Source organism: Nonomuraea sp. NPDC048892, from assembly GCF_040649735.1.
Lineage (GTDB): Bacteria > Actinomycetota > Actinomycetes > Streptosporangiales > Streptosporangiaceae > Nonomuraea > Nonomuraea maheshkhaliensis.
Genome location: NZ_JBEZFZ010000015.1, coordinates 182,111 through 195,540 on the forward strand (window position 1 = coordinate 182,111; position 13,430 = coordinate 195,540).

17 protein-coding genes and 2 pseudogenes are annotated in these 13,430 nt (G+C 62.9%); 5 read left to right on the forward strand and 14 right to left on the reverse strand.

Annotation, left to right across the window (positions count from 1 at the left end):
- Positions 1-107 precede the first annotated feature (107 nt).
- Positions 108-398: a hypothetical protein gene (locus tag AB0C28_RS37430; RefSeq protein WP_358080266.1), complete on the reverse strand. Its 291-nt coding sequence runs from the start codon at positions 396-398 to the stop codon at positions 108-110.
- Complete coding sequence (locus AB0C28_RS37435; protein ID WP_358080267.1) at positions 398-577, reverse strand: hypothetical protein; 180 nt, start codon at positions 575-577, stop codon at positions 398-400. Before AB0C28_RS37435 ends, AB0C28_RS37430 begins: the two co-directional genes overlap by 1 nt.
- Positions 578-728: 151 nt before the next feature.
- Here AB0C28_RS37435 and AB0C28_RS37440 point away from each other — a divergent pair, with 151 nt between their 5' ends.
- Together AB0C28_RS37440 and AB0C28_RS37445 are read left to right on the forward strand one after the other, a co-directional pair.
- Complete coding sequence (locus AB0C28_RS37440; RefSeq protein WP_357853066.1) at positions 729-980, forward strand: GntR family transcriptional regulator; 252 nt, start codon at positions 729-731, stop codon at positions 978-980.
- Between the two features lie 341 nt (positions 981-1,321).
- On the forward strand, positions 1,322-1,573 hold the full coding sequence (locus AB0C28_RS37445) for a GntR family transcriptional regulator (protein WP_357853063.1): 252 nt from the start codon (positions 1,322-1,324) through the stop codon (positions 1,571-1,573).
- A 115-nt stretch (positions 1,574-1,688) separates the two neighbouring features.
- Here the strand turns inward: AB0C28_RS37445 and AB0C28_RS37450 are convergent, their stop codons facing one another.
- The 3 genes and pseudogenes from AB0C28_RS37450 to AB0C28_RS37460 all read right to left on the reverse strand — a co-directional run.
- Positions 1,689-2,036: a hypothetical protein gene (locus AB0C28_RS37450; protein ID WP_358080268.1), complete on the reverse strand. Its 348-nt coding sequence runs from the start codon at positions 2,034-2,036 to the stop codon at positions 1,689-1,691.
- Between the two features lie 84 nt (positions 2,037-2,120).
- The gene (locus AB0C28_RS37455) at positions 2,121-2,600 is read right to left on the reverse strand and encodes an HNH endonuclease (RefSeq protein ID WP_358080309.1); all 480 of its coding nucleotides are present in this window, start codon (positions 2,598-2,600) and stop codon (positions 2,121-2,123) included.
- Positions 2,580-3,020, reverse strand: a pseudogene (locus AB0C28_RS37460) (YDG/SRA domain-containing protein); the annotation flags it as partial. The gene AB0C28_RS37455 and the pseudogene AB0C28_RS37460, both read right to left, overlap by 21 nt.
- A gap of 25 nt (positions 3,021-3,045) precedes the next feature.
- Between AB0C28_RS37460 and AB0C28_RS37465 the strand changes: the two are divergent.
- A pseudogene (locus tag AB0C28_RS37465) lies at positions 3,046-3,576 on the forward strand (transposase family protein); the annotation flags it as partial.
- Between the two features lie 65 nt (positions 3,577-3,641).
- Here the strand turns inward: AB0C28_RS37465 and AB0C28_RS37470 are convergent.
- The 6 genes from AB0C28_RS37470 to AB0C28_RS37495 all read right to left on the reverse strand — a co-directional run bounded on the left by AB0C28_RS37470 (position 3,642) and on the right by AB0C28_RS37495 (position 8,522).
- The gene (locus AB0C28_RS37470) at positions 3,642-5,261 is read right to left on the reverse strand and encodes a YDG/SRA domain-containing protein (RefSeq protein WP_358080269.1); all 1,620 of its coding nucleotides are present in this window, start codon (positions 5,259-5,261) and stop codon (positions 3,642-3,644) included.
- 29 nt (positions 5,262-5,290) lie between these two features.
- Positions 5,291-5,641 (reverse strand): hypothetical protein, encoded by a 351-nt coding sequence (locus AB0C28_RS37475; protein WP_358080270.1) that lies wholly within the window; start codon positions 5,639-5,641, stop codon positions 5,291-5,293.
- A gap of 435 nt (positions 5,642-6,076) precedes the next feature.
- A complete protein-coding gene (locus AB0C28_RS37480; protein WP_358080271.1) occupies positions 6,077-6,376 on the reverse strand; it encodes a hypothetical protein in 300 nt (99 codons plus the stop codon).
- Between the two features lie 4 nt (positions 6,377-6,380).
- A complete protein-coding gene (locus tag AB0C28_RS37485; protein WP_358080272.1) occupies positions 6,381-7,115 on the reverse strand; it encodes a hypothetical protein in 735 nt (244 codons plus the stop codon).
- 321 nt (positions 7,116-7,436) lie between these two features.
- Positions 7,437-7,646 carry a DUF397 domain-containing protein gene (locus tag AB0C28_RS37490; RefSeq protein ID WP_358080273.1) on the reverse strand — a complete coding sequence of 70 codons (210 nt, stop codon included), beginning with the start codon at positions 7,644-7,646 and terminating at the stop codon, positions 7,437-7,439.
- Between the two features lie 18 nt (positions 7,647-7,664).
- Positions 7,665-8,522, reverse strand: coding sequence for a helix-turn-helix transcriptional regulator (locus tag AB0C28_RS37495; protein ID WP_357853039.1), 858 nt, complete (start codon positions 8,520-8,522; stop codon positions 7,665-7,667).
- Positions 8,523-8,703: 181 nt separating this feature from the next.
- Between AB0C28_RS37495 and AB0C28_RS37500 the strand changes: the two genes are divergently transcribed.
- On the forward strand, positions 8,704-9,213 hold the full coding sequence (locus AB0C28_RS37500; RefSeq protein WP_358080274.1) for an ATP-binding protein: 510 nt from the start codon (positions 8,704-8,706) through the stop codon (positions 9,211-9,213).
- A gap of 5 nt (positions 9,214-9,218) precedes the next feature.
- Here the strand turns inward: AB0C28_RS37500 and AB0C28_RS37505 are convergent, their stop codons facing one another.
- The 3 genes from AB0C28_RS37505 to AB0C28_RS37515 form a co-directional block, all read right to left on the reverse strand.
- Positions 9,219-9,662: a hypothetical protein gene (locus tag AB0C28_RS37505; protein ID WP_357853033.1), complete on the reverse strand. Its 444-nt coding sequence runs from the start codon at positions 9,660-9,662 to the stop codon at positions 9,219-9,221.
- Between the two features lie 95 nt (positions 9,663-9,757).
- On the reverse strand, positions 9,758-11,827 hold the full coding sequence (locus tag AB0C28_RS37510) for a DUF6571 family protein (RefSeq protein ID WP_358080275.1): 2,070 nt from the start codon (positions 11,825-11,827) through the stop codon (positions 9,758-9,760).
- Positions 11,824-12,054, reverse strand: a complete 231-nt coding sequence (locus AB0C28_RS37515) for a hypothetical protein (protein WP_346106565.1) — start codon at positions 12,052-12,054, stop codon at positions 11,824-11,826. Before AB0C28_RS37515 ends, AB0C28_RS37510 begins: the two co-directional genes overlap by 4 nt.
- A gap of 245 nt (positions 12,055-12,299) precedes the next feature.
- Between AB0C28_RS37515 and AB0C28_RS37520 the strand changes: the two genes are divergently transcribed.
- Positions 12,300-13,157 (forward strand): dioxygenase, encoded by an 858-nt coding sequence (locus AB0C28_RS37520; RefSeq protein ID WP_358080276.1) that lies wholly within the window; start codon positions 12,300-12,302, stop codon positions 13,155-13,157.
- Positions 13,158-13,430: the final 273 nt, after the last annotated feature.

Below are 13,430 nucleotides of genomic sequence, written 5' to 3' on the forward strand. Positions count from 1 at the left end.
GCAGCCGTCAGGCCCGACGAGGAGGAACCGCAGAGTCACGGCCGGCAGGAACGACCCAAGCGACATGGGCGCGGCGGACAAGCGAGGGGCCCGCCCGCCGCGCACTGTCACGCGATTCTCCCGCTCAGAATCAGCTCGAAGACCCGCCTCGCGGCAGCGGCCGCCATCCAGGCGGTCTCGTGCACGGTCTTCTCCGCGCGATCTGTACGCCGGACAAAGCCCTGTCCACCGGCAGCACACAGCTCGTACACCACCGCCTGGCAGCCGCAGGTGTGCACGGAAACCCGGATCCGCGGCACCCGCCGAGCCGGCGTGTACCAGGCCACCTGGGCGTGATCAGGTCGGGGCGGCTGGACGTGCCAGCCGTGATAGTCCGGAATCTCGTCGGAAGCGCTCATCAGGTCCTCCCCTCGAAGATCTCGACGAGGTTCCTGAGCGCCAAGTCGACCCGCGCCACGACGAGCCTGCGCACGTGATCGCCTTCATCCGGCAGCCGATAACCGTGCCTCTCCAACACGGCCCGCACTTCTGCCACCAGCAGGGGCGTGAACCGAACTTCTGTGGTTGTGTTTCCCATGGGTCGGACCTCCTCTGTCCGATCAAGGGCCCGTCTCGACGGTCGCATCGCTGAGGCGGGCCCGTTGACTTTGATGAAAACGTCCTTTGACCAGCACGTACGTCCCGTATCCAACGTGCGGTCCTGGCAGAACGTCCTTACTGTGTGTCGCGTGACGATTGATCAGCTCGATCCCATACCGATCTACGAGCAACTCGCGCAGATCATCAGGGAACGTATAAAGGCCGGCGACCTGGAGGAGCGGCACGTGGTGCCCTCGGAGAGCTCCCTGCAGCAGGAGCACGGCATCGCCCGCGGGTCCGTACGGCGCGCGATGGAAGTGCTGCGGGAGGAAGGCTGGGTTGTCACGATCCAGGGCCGCGGCACGTTCGTAGCCCCGAAGGTGGCTTGGCCGGAGAGGTGATGGCGCCCCGCCAGCAGCAGGCTGTGGCAAGGCAAAGCCTGGGACTCACTTAGCCACGGCTTGCTCGTAGGTTCGACATCGGACTGCACTGCGGCCACCAGCAGAGGTGTGAACCGAACTTCTGTGATGACCTTCCTCAAGGGTTGACCTCCTGCTTTCGAGCGCAGCGGCAGGCCCTGGCAAGCATCAGAGCCGCATAGAGCGGGCTCGTCGTCGTGACGCGGAAGGCCTGGCCCTTGCCAGGGATGAAGGGGAACTACGAAGCAGGGTCGCATCTCTACCCTTGTCCATAGGCAGAGGCAAACGTTAGGGGGTAAGGGCGGGCTCCTACAGTTCTGGGTATGGAGGATGAGTGGCAGTTTGATCCCACGAGCCCCAAATCAGCGCAGATAGCTGAGGAAGTGGAGAGGCGCATACGGGCAGGAGAGTATCCGCCGAAGCATCCCATTTACGAGGTGCGCCTCGTGCAGGAGTTCGGGGTGGCGCGTGAGACCGCCCGTAAGGCCACGATGATTCTTCGGGGACGAGGGCTCATCTTCACCGTGCGCGGCATGGGCAGCTTTGTGGCGGAGTCGAGCCAATGGGCTGACTAGCCTGTCCCCACGGATACCCTGGTCAAAGCTGCAACGCAGGATATTTGAGCCGGTCAACTGCCGTGCATTGTAGGAGCCCTCGTCCAGTTGGTTTCTCACTTATCGAAAAGCTGCCCTACAGCTGCGTCTTCGTGCCCTCTTCTTCGCCGGCGCCATGCAGCGGCTCTTCGGTTCGCAGGTCGTTCCAGTGATAGCCACAATCGGCGCAAGGAACACCTTCGAAGGTGTAACGAGGGACGAGCTCCAGATCGCACACTCGTTCCTCCTGGGAACGTGCATGGTAAGCCGTTGCCTTGCTGATCGCGCTGGTCATATCGGAAGCCTCCACGACCCACGTGTAAGGCTCCTCACCATCCTCACGCTCCGAGCCGGCGATAGTGACAGTGAATGCTTTGAGTCGCCCTACTCCGCCGGCAGCTTTGTCGCGAGTGGCATCGAGGCCGTCGCCGAGTGCTTCTTGCATGGCCGCAGGTTACGCCAAGTGGCCACGCTGAGAGATGCCGCTTCCGAACTGCCCCGTCCCGCAGGGAGGCGGCACCCGTAGCAGTCATTTGGTCCAATAGCTTCGGTGCTGCCGAACGTATCGGAGGTCGATGGAGTGCCTCGGGTGAGTTCTCAGCGCACCGATGGCTTGCCCGGTTTTGGCATCTATGACCTTCAGATCATCGGTCAGGTAGATTGCGCCGTAATCGAATCGTAGGTGGTCGTTGGGGCAGAGACAGAGCGCGTTCTCCTCGCGGTCCGGGCCGTTGTGCGGCTCGCCTAGACCCTGGATATGGGCGACTTCGCTGGCAGGGCCACCGGGCAACTCGATTGTTGTGTGGCAGACCTGGCAAACATTGTTGTGCCACTTCTTGATATTTCTCACCACGCTTGCTTTCCGATTCAGTTGCCTCGTGACTCGCTCGGTGCGACTCACGGGATCCGCAGTGGCGGATTTCAACTCCGGATCGTCGGCGCCGATGTCTTGTGGCCTATCAAGTAGGGTCTCTGCGTCGGTGATTTTCTCTAAGCGAAACTGAACCACGCGAAATCCGTCATCGCTTTTTTTGAACCAGTGTCGCACTACACGGTATAAACCGTCGTATCGATAGCCTTTAGTGGGGGAGAATTTGGATTTCGCCTTGTATCCGCGGATCACTCGTACCGGCAGTCGCTCCATTTGGCTTCTGGCGAGGCCTGCGTTGCCCTCGATCAACTCCTGGTCGGCTACCTGGCGTCAGTCCTCTTGCCCGCCATGTCCTGTATAGATTATAATATCCCCTTCATCTCGATCATCCGAGTATCCGCCGTTTAGCACGATGGCATCAGCGCCTTCATCTTCCGTGCCGGAGATCCCGTTCTGGTTGTGTGCGTGGAGCCCGGCGAGACGCAGAGCTTTTCGGCTGACGTAAGGCGTGCCTTCGGGGTTGCCGGGGATCTCGCCGAATGTCCTGATATATGCCATTGCATGATCATGCCATTTGGGCGCGGTGGAGGAGACGGTGACACTGATGTCGGCCCGCTCGCCCAAGCTCGGCCAGGCACTGCGCCAGGCGAAGCGGGACGGGCCGCACTACCTGGTGCTGGACGGCACCCTGATCTGCACCGAGCAGATCAAGGCCGACCGGCCGTACTTCTCCGGCAAGCACCGCGTGCACGGCATGAACATCCAGGTCATCGCCTCACCAGATGGGGCGATCCTGCGGACCTCCGGCGCTCTGCCCGGCAAGGCCCACGATCTGACCGCCGCCCGCATCTGGGGCATCCTGCGCGCGCTGGAACAAGCCGGGATCATCACCCTGGCCGACAAGGCGTATCAGGGAGCCGAGGGCTCGGTGCTCACCCCGTACAAGGGCAGGGGAAAGCCCGAGTCCCAGAAGCAGGCCAATTGCTCCCACGCCAAGCTCCGCGGATCCGGCGAACGCGCAAACGCCCAGCTCAAAAGCTGGAAGATCCTCCGAAAGCTCCGCTGTAGCCCGTCAAAGGCCGGCGACCTCTGCAAGGCCATCGCCGTCCTTCAAACCATTGCGTCACTCAAGCCGTGTGAGCCTGAAATAGGTTCCAGGATGGTCGAAGCATGGAGTATTCAACTCCCCGCCGAGCCGCCGGAACCGAGAGTGTGATGCTGGCGATGATAGCGAAGATGCTCACGATCAACATCATGCTTCAGCACAAGCTTACCGATTGTCTCGCCATCCGTCCGATCAATTACGCTGTAATCATCCTCAATGGTGATCGCCCCATATTTAAAAAGGTCTCGATGGTTGGGGCACAGGCAAAGCATGTTGTCTTTGCTATCAGGCCCCAAGTGAGGCTGCTCTCGCCCACGGATATGCACGGTGGCGGCAATGCGTAGGCCACCTGGTACTTCTAGCACGGTGCCGCATACCTGACATGCATGGTCGTAAACTTGCTTTAGTTCCGTCGCGATCAGCCTGTCCGCATAGACTCCTGGAGCGACCTCTTCCCTACGCCCGGGGGAAAGTTTGCGACTCAGATGGCGTGCCTTAGTCTTTTTGGGCGACCCGTCATCTATCTGCTCAAGCCGGAACTGGAGGACGGTAGGCCCATCGACGCCGCGTTTGGTCCAGTAATCGGCTACCGTGAAGATCCCGTCGTAACAATAGCCAACTGGCGGCGAGAAATCCTTGTGGCCTCCAGCACCACGAATGACCCGAACTGGCAGTCCAGTCATAATGCTCTTGATGAGAGCAGCATTGCCCGAGTCGTCTGCCGACTGGTCTTTGACCTGCACGCCAGTATTAGGATCACGCCCACCATGTCCGGTGTAGATGATCACATCCCCGTAATCCTCATCGTCCTTGTAGCCGCCCGAAACGACGATGGACTCGGCGCCGCCTCGCTCAGCAGTGCCGCAGATGCCTGCCTGCAACGGGCGGTGAACACCTGCGTCGTGCAGAGCTCGACGGCTCTCGAAAATGGTCCCCGGTCGGATCCCTTCGATGACACCGTAAAACTCTTTTGTCGTGATACGTTGCTGGCTTTTATGTGCGCAGTTACGCACCAAGGCGAGTTGCGCTGCAAAGTTCGACTCGCGCTTCTGCGGGATAGGAAGGCCCTTATCCCGCAACGACTCGCGCGCATGTTGGAAAATTGTATCCAGCTCTAGAAACTCAGGCTGTTCCGGGATTCCATTGCTAATGAGATGTATGAGCTCACCAGTGAAGGCTGTATAGGTGTCGAGACCGCCGAGCGCTGTCTTATTTTCGGCCGTCGCCGTCATCAAGTATGTGCCGGTAACACGGGCATTATTAGCGACACGCTCCGTGCTATCTTCGGCGCCCATTAGCGATAGAGCAAGACCACTGTAGCAACAGTCTAGGATGACGATTTTGCGCCGTGCGCGACTCGCTCGCAGCTCGTTTCGTACCGTGTCATAGGCCACCGCACTGTACATGCGGTCCTTATGCGAGTCTACTAGAGTGAGATACAGATCACTCTCCACGGAATGCATCAATCCATGGCCGGCGAAGTACACGATAAGAGTATCTTTCGCCTCTTCTCGAGCCTGCCACAGTGGATCCATCATGGCATCTACCGTGGTGGGATTATGGACAATCGTGCAGTGTTCCGCCGGCAGTCCCCACAGGTCGGATCTTTGAAGGAGACCGCCCAATGTCGTCAGGTTGTTTTCAACGGCAGGGAGAGACGCTAGATAGGTGTACTTGCTCGTGCCAATCAGCACGGCACGCGAAGTTAAGGGATCAGGGAGATTCAATCGTTCTCCTCCAACGCCTTGAGAATCTGAACCACGAGTTCCGACTCCGCTTCAGATACCACGACAGTGGTCCCCCCACGTTCAATGGTCACCTGTGGGCGATGCTGCCGCGTTCCACGCCACCGCGATAGCGCCTCGATGAAGGCGGGCCATTGCAATGCGCTTGTCACGGCCAGTGCGATGAGATCGAGAGTGTCACCCATCTCACCAGGCTCCGGATCCTTAGACTGCAGGCGCACATCCATATAGTCAAGAGCATCGAGGTCCCTCATCAGCCAATCGTAGAGCGACCGGAGTTCCTGCTCGGCAAAATCTCCGCTCATCCGAAGCTTCACCGTTTCATCCATCACAATCCCCACCAATCCACGACGAATCCTCATCCGGGATACTACCGGCACCCACCTCACATGAGCATCAAAACGAGAAAAACGGGCACCTCGCGCAACCCGGCAGTTAGACAGGCTGCGTGACGGCGTCTTCGAGCGTCCACGACGCAGGCGCGATGGCCCTAACATCCTCCCAAATGCAACTACGTATGTCTGTGACAAGGTTGTATTCTGGCAGGCTGGTCGACGCTAGCGCTGCAGGTGATCCCGTGAACATGAAACTGAAGGGGATCTGTGACCAGGAAATACGAGAACGGTTCACCTGGCTCACTGCCAATCGCGCCGAATTTCTTTGAGGTCGGTGGCGTGCACGATGGCTTCTTCGGAGATCAGGCCGCGTAGACAGTCCCGGTCCTGTGGCTCTCGGTGATCACTGCCTGCTCAGTGCCGAGGCGGCTACAGGTTGTACCGGCGGGTGATCTCCAGCGCCTGCTGCTCAGGTACCTCGGCTGGGGTGCGTGTGATCAGCCATCGGAGATCGTTCGGCATGGTTTCGCTCGCATGCATGACCCGCCCGTTGTGGCGATCAAGCTCGCCGTCGAAGGCTTTCGCAACCGGCCCCGTCCAGACCTTGCCGGTGTGGAAGTTCTTGAAGGGCGTATCGAGCGCGTTTCTCATCTCATGGAGTAGGGGCTCGATCGTCTTCAGCGTGTCCTGCAGCACCTCACGCAGCGGATTTGGCACCATCTCGGGCATCGGCTCAGCTCCCCGTCTTCTGGGAGGGGTTGGAGGACGGCGTGCCGGTGACGGCGAGGAGTTTCGGAGCTATCAGCTTCAGGAACGCCACCATGTCGCCGGCGCTATCCCTGCCGGTGGATCCTTGACCGAGGTCGACCAAGAGGCGCGCCTTTCCCCTGACGAGAATCGCGGCGATGTGCGTTTCCTGCTCGGGGTCCTTGATGTAGACCCCGTAGCCGTCGGGCACGATCGCAGGTAGCGGCTTCCCGCCGTCTTTGAGGTACTCATCGACCTGGCCGCGGATCCCCCCGGTATCGAGGGTGATACGCAGTAGCTGTACCCGTTCACCTGCCGGCTGGTACAGGCCGCAGGTGCCGTGGCCGGCCTCGTCGCGCGGCTCCGTGAGAGCGCCAACCACGATGGGATCGCGCACACCTGTCATCAGCCTGGCCGCAGCCTCCGGTACGTGGTTGCAAAGGTAAGGAGGGCCGGCCACTGACGGCAGAGGAGCTGTGTCCACGGCCAGCGGCCTGCCCTGCTGGCATGCCGCTATCAAGATCAGTGCGCAGGCGAGGAGGCCAGCCATCCGTGCGAGGGGTTCATGACTTCTCGAACGGATCCAGCCTTCGACCTTTCGCATGGCGTTCAGGGCTGAGGCGTCCAGTCCAACTTTCTCCATCGCAGGCCGGAGCAGCGGCTCGTTCCTGCGGAGCAATTCTCCAGCACGGCCCATCGCTTTCTCGAACTGGTCTATCAAGACGGGCGGATCCTGGAGAGCTTCTCGCCGAACGGCTTCGGCGATAGATCGCTCGGCTGCGTCATGGGGATTTCCAGCATCTTCGGGGAACAAGTCCGGACCGCTGATCAGCCTAACCTCAGCCCGGTATTGAGCCGAGGATGATTGTGGTACCGGTATGGCGATCGCAGTTGCCGCCAATAGTACGAGAGCCGCTGCGCTACAGGGCGAAACACCGCTTCACGGATGCAGTTCCCCTTTTCATCCGCAGGAGCGGGGTCGACAGTAGCGCCACTGCCTCCTCCGCATACTGCCATGTGGGCGCCGTTGTTCTTTGGGTGGCTAATCGGTGAAGTTGAATTCCCCCGCGTGGACGGCGGCCAGGAAGGCCTGCCACTCGGCCTGGGTGTAGATGATGACGGCGTCCTGGTGCTTGCTGTGTCGGACGGCCACCCTGCCCGAGCCGTCCTGAAGCGGACCGGCCTCGACGCAGTTTCCGCCGCCGTCGGCGCTGAATGTGCTGATGTGCCAGGCGATCTCGGGGGTGGTCATGATCGAGTGGCTCCGTCCCTAGACGTTGGCGAGGCTCTCCGTGACCGTTGCGATCAGCTTCAGCGAGTCCTCGGTGCTGAGAGCTTTGCGTCGTATGCGGTCGTATTTCAGCTTAAGCCTGTCGGCGGCATCTCCCTCGACGTAGATCGCGCCGGCCGGGGTTGGGACGTACGCGACCGCAGGGAAGGGGTGGGCGAGTTGGAAGATGCGGAAGGCGCCGTCCGGGCTGGCGTGGGCTCCCGCGGCGAGCGGTAGGACGCGTATCTCGACGTCGGCGGTCAAGGCGTACTGCGCGAGGTATGTCAGCTGGTCGCGCATGATCTCCGGCCCGCCGATCGAGCGGCGGAGTACGTATTCGTCCAGGATCGTGGAGAGGTGTGGGCCGTCGTCGGTCAGGATCTCCTGTCTGGTGCGGCGGAACTCCAGCCAGCGCTCGACCTGCTCGTCGGTCGCGTCCGGGTCCTCCGCGCGAATGATGGCTTCCATGTAGGCGGGTGTCTGGAGTAGGCCGGGGAGCACCAGGGCGTCGAAGGACGTGATGCTCTCGGCGCGGGCCTCCAGCCAGGCGTAGTCCACGATGCCATGGGACACGTCTCCCGAGTAGTCGTCCCACCAGCCGTTCTGCCATACGTCGCGGCTCAGGCGGACCAGGCCGTCGCGTTCCTGGGGTGCAGTGACGCCGTACAGGTCGAGGAGGGCGAGCACGTCGGAGGTGCGGGCCGGGTACAGGCCGGCCTCGAAGCGACTGACCGTTGAGCCGTCGCGTTGGAGGTACTCCCCGGTCTCCTTGAGCGTGAGGCCCGCGTGTTCGCGTAGTTCTCGCAGATGCTTACCGAGCCACTGGGCCCGAAGCGTCACCCCGCGCTTCCCGCTCATGCTCACCACCTTGATCGGCTGTCCCGAAGGTTACACCTGCACCATGCATCTCAGAGGTGTGCAGGTTTTCGCTGTGCAAGTTTGCACAGCGCATGTCAATATCGAGCTGGTTGCTCTGCGTGACAGGACGCCTGCGGACTGGTGGATGGGTGCTGCCGTGTGACGGTGGAAGGGGCGGGCGATGAACGGGATGACGTGGCGGGGCGACTTTCCCGGCGAGTGCGAGCAGTTGGCGAACGTGCGGCGGATTGCCGGCGCGCTGCTTGAACACTCGCAAGTTCGCGATGATGCGATCGCGTGTCTGGTCGAGCTGGCCGGCAACGCGATTCTGCACAGCAGGTCGGCGCGGGGTGTCTTCACTGTCGGCATTTGGTCGGCCGAGGGTGTGGCGCGGGTCGCGGTGCAGGATGCTGGGGGCTGGGATGAGCCCGTGGTTCGTTCGGGTGGGGAGGAGCTTCTGGCGGAGGGTGGGCGAGGGCTGGCTATCGTCGTCGCGCTCGCTGACAGGCTCGGAGTCGCGGGGGATGAGGATGGGCGGGTGGTGTGGGCGGATCTGTCGTACGCGGGTGCTCAGGGCGGTGGCGTGCTGTGGGAGGAGGTTCCGCTGCTGGAGTCGGTCTGTGGGCGCTGTTGGCTCATCGCAGGGCGGTCGTCGCAGACTGTTTTCTCGGCGGTGGATTGGAAGGGCTGATCGGGTTATTGCTCGCCGGTTGTCAGCAGGATCGGTTTGAGGTGGCGGACGAACTCGATGGCGTCCGCGCGGTGGTCGCGTCCGGGGGCGCCGGGTGTGATCCAGATGGAGAGGCGGCGGCGGGTGTCGGGGGTCCAGGCGTAGGCGTACGTGCGCAATCCGTTGTCGCCCTCGATCTGCGCGGTGTAGCCGGGGCCGAGGTCGGCCGGCAGGTCCACCCCGCGATCGTGTTGTTTCGTGCCTTCCAGCTCCTCCAAAGTCAAGGCCGACGGGTCGTCGAGGGTGATCGACAGCTCCGCTCCGATGTCGTCACCCCCCTGCTTACGGACGACGCAGCGGTCGAAACGTTCTCCCGGACGGCTTCCTGTGGCGAGGAAGTCATCGAGGCCGGTGACTCGCGCGATGGCCTGTCTGGAGATCAGACCGCACTCCAGCGGTTGCGCCGTCACGTCTCCCAGAGGGCGCGTGTCGGGAGGTGGCGGAGAGGAACAACCCGAGATCGAAAGGGCCACTGCTGCGAGCAGCGCGGGGATTGCTGTTCTCATCAACCTTGTCCTCCCGTGCGGGCCGCTTGGGCGAAGCCCTCTTGCACGGCGTTGGAAGGATCGCGGAAGACGGCTCCGGTGTCCGGATGGGTGATCCATTCCGTGTACGCCTCGCGTTGCTCCTCGGTCATCTTGCCCCATGGGATGATTTTGTCGCCGTCCATGAAGTCGCCTGCCGAGCCGCGCGGGAAATTCACGGAAGCATGCGGGTGTGTTCTCGCGGGCACCTCTTTGTCGCCGAAGAGCCCGTGTCGCGTCATCACGTCCGCCGTGATGTCGGTGAACATGTCAATGGTCTGGCCGATGGTCGAGGCGGCCTGACTGCGCGCCGCAGCTCCCTGCTTGCCGGTGAACTGGCCGTACACCTGAGCCTTGCCCTTGTCGAAGAGCATTCCGGCGATCGCCCCCTGAGGGCCGGGAACCAGATCGGCCACACTGGTCACGGCCTCCTTGAAGGCGCCGAACGCCTTGTCATGCTGATCCGCCTTCGTGATGTTGGCGATGTTCCCCGCGTCGGTGATCACATAGAAGGTGCGGCTGAGCCGGTCGATCGTCTGGCCGAAAATCGCTCCATCCGAGCTGGTCATTCGCTTCTCGAGAATCTCCTGACGCTGCTCGTTGATTTCGGCGGTCGTTGCCTCCGGATGGGTCCTGCGCCACTTCTCGAAATCGGCACGGTTCTGCTCGGCGATCTTGGCGGCCCGCTCGTCGAGCACTTCGATGCTGTACTGCCCTTGCGCCGTCACCACCGTCTTGAGCACGCCGGGGTCCGCGAAGGCCCACTTCATCACGCCCTTGAGGCCGTCGCGGTCGAACAGGGCGCCGAAGGGTTGCGTGCCCGCGAGGTTCGTGTCGGGGTCGCGGGTGACGACACCCGGTTTGTGTGCCACTCGGTCCCCCGAGGTGCGATTGACGTCGCTCATGTAGGAACTGAGGATGTTGCCCACGCTCTGGCGGGTGTTGCGGAGGTTGGATTGGACGGCGGGGTTGGACCAGAAGCGCATGGTCCAGGAGGCGATCAGGGCTGAGGTGTAGCCGCGGGACTGTCCCGGTGGCAGGTCATGGTCGCGGAACGTGGTCGTTGCGGCTTCGAGGGCGTGGCCGAGGTCGCTGTCGGTGGCCTCGTACCAGACGCGTTCGCGCATGAGGTAGTCGAGCGGCTTGCGCTTCGGGTCGGTGAAGAAGTCCTGGGCGGCCCGCGGGTTGTTGGCCAGTGCGGCGGCGACGGCGGCCATCGGGTCCTTGTAGGCGGCCGGGAGGTGGTTCGCCGGTTGGGTGGCGGGCATGATGTTGCGCCAGTAGAGGGAGTCCTGCGGCTGCGCGCGCTCGTGGTCGTAGACCTTGGTGGCGACCTCGCGCAGGAAGGCGTCGTCGAACTTGCCGGTGCGCAGGAGCTTGTTGAGGGCGAACGTGGTCTCCGGCGTGTCGAGATGCTTGAGCAACTGGTCGACGTACCCCTTGGGGAGCTTCATGTCGCCGGCGCCCCGCGAGGCGGTGCCGAGGATGGTGCTGAGGGCGGCGGACAGTTTGTCCAGCTCGGCGAGCACTTCCGGGTCGGCGCCCGAGGCCGTGTTCTGGCGGCGGTAGAGCGACGAGAGCAGCTGCTTGAGCTCATGCGGCGGCATCTGGGTGGCGAACGCGACCGCGAAGTACGGGTCGTCCTGGTGTTTGCGCAGCTCGTCAAGGGTTTTCTGGTCGATGGTGCCGTTCTTCATGCCGGTGCGCAGGGCGTCCGCGAGCCGCTTGGCCGTGGCGGCGCCGGCGGCAGGGGTGTCGGAGAGCCATTTCGACTCGTCCGCCCAGAGTGACCTCGACGCGTCGAGCGCGACCTTCTGTGCGGCCAGCATGAGATCGAGCCGGCGTTGCAGGTCGGGGACCTTCGCGCCGATCTGGTGGCCGACGTCGCGGGCCGTGCCCGGGCCGTACAGGGTGAGCTGAACAGTGTTCAACGCCTTGTCCACCTGGGCGCCCACCTCGGGGACGGTTCTGCTCAGCCGCTTCATCAACGAGATGAGCTGCGTCATCAGGGCCGGGTCGATGCCGAGTGGTGTCGGTTCTGGGCTCATCATGAGGCACCGTCCGGGCGGAGGGTGTCCAGCAGGCCGAGGGCGCGGGTGAACATGCCCTTGTACGTCTGGTCCCAGGTCTGGGCCTCGCGGGCCAGTTTGTCGGCGGCTGGGCCTTTCATCGCGCCGGCGTCGAGGAGATGGAGGAGGCCGCGGATGTCGCCGTCATGTTGATCGCGCAACCGTTCGATCTGCCGGCGAGCGGCGTCGATCTGCTCCTGCGTCGCCATCCTGGTCCCCTGCGGCTGCCGACGGGCGAGTTGACCATACGAAGCGTAACGAGGTCAGGGGGCGTGCAGCGGGAGTTCGGCGGGTTGTACACCGAAAAGGGCATGGAGACGCGGTGAAAGGGCGATACGGGTTGTTGCTATCTCAGATTATGGCTGTGCGTTATTGAGTGATTCCGTTCCGTGGTGTCTCTCGTTTCTTGAGCGTGCGGGTTTCCTCTGGGAGTGGACGGCGGGAGACTCCGGGTATGGATGCGAACCCGCTGGTGCGTCAGGTTCTGGATCAGATCGATGGGGACGATCCCCGAGTCAACGAGCTCGTCTCCGCGCTCGTCCGTCATCTGCACGCCTTCGTCGAGGAGGTGCGGCCGACGCCCGAGGAGTGGCTGGCGGGGCTTTCGTTCCTCGTTGAGACGGGGAAGATGTGCAGGCCCGAGCGCAACGAGTTCATTCTGGTGTCCGACATGCTCGGGCTGACCAGTGCCGTGGATGACGTCAACAATGTCGGGCCGGCGAACATGACGCCGTCGTCTGTGGAGGGGCCGTTCCACTCGCCTGCTCCCGTGCGGGAGCTGGGCGATTGGGTGAGTGACGGGCCTGAGCGGGAGCGTGGGGTGCCTACCGTCGTGCACGGGCGGGTGTTCGACTGTGACGGGACGCCGCTCGCGGGGGCGACCGTGGAGGTGTGGCAGGCCAGTGATGCCGGTCTGTATGACAGTCAGGATGACGCGCAGGATCTTGGGAATCTGCGTGGGGTGTTCAGGGCCGATGGCGATGGGCGTTACTGGTTCCGGACTATTCGGCCGAGTAGTTATCCCGTTCCTACTGATGGCACGGGGGGTGTGTTGTTGCGGGCGATCGGGCGGCATCCGATGCGGCCTGCTCACCTGCACTATCGGGTCGCTGCCGAAGGGCATCGGCCGCTGATCACGCATGTGTTTCTGGCGGGGGATCCCTATCTGGGGTCTGATGCGGCGTACGCGGTGAAGGAGGAGCTCGTCCGTAGTCCGCGGGCGCGTACGGAGGGGTGGGGGATGGAGGTGCCGTACGAGGAGATCGAGTTCGATGTGAATCTGGTGCCGGTGGGATGGAAGGAGGGCGCCTGACGCCGCCGGTCGGGTTTGGGGGGTGGCGGGTCGCGGTAAGTGATCTGCGGGTGCGTGCAGAGACTGCGTGGTGGCGTACGGTAATCGTGGGTGCGGCGGGGTGGGAGTAGCGTGCGCCGGCTGGGGGTCGGGGCGGTGGGATCGGTTGGTTGAGGGTGGTTTGAGGGCACGTTCCAGGTCGGTTTGAGGGGCACGTTCCAGGTCGGTTTGAGGGTGTGTTTCAGGTCGGTCTGAGGTGCTTCCGGGTCGGTCTGAGGGCCCGGCGTCCTGGCG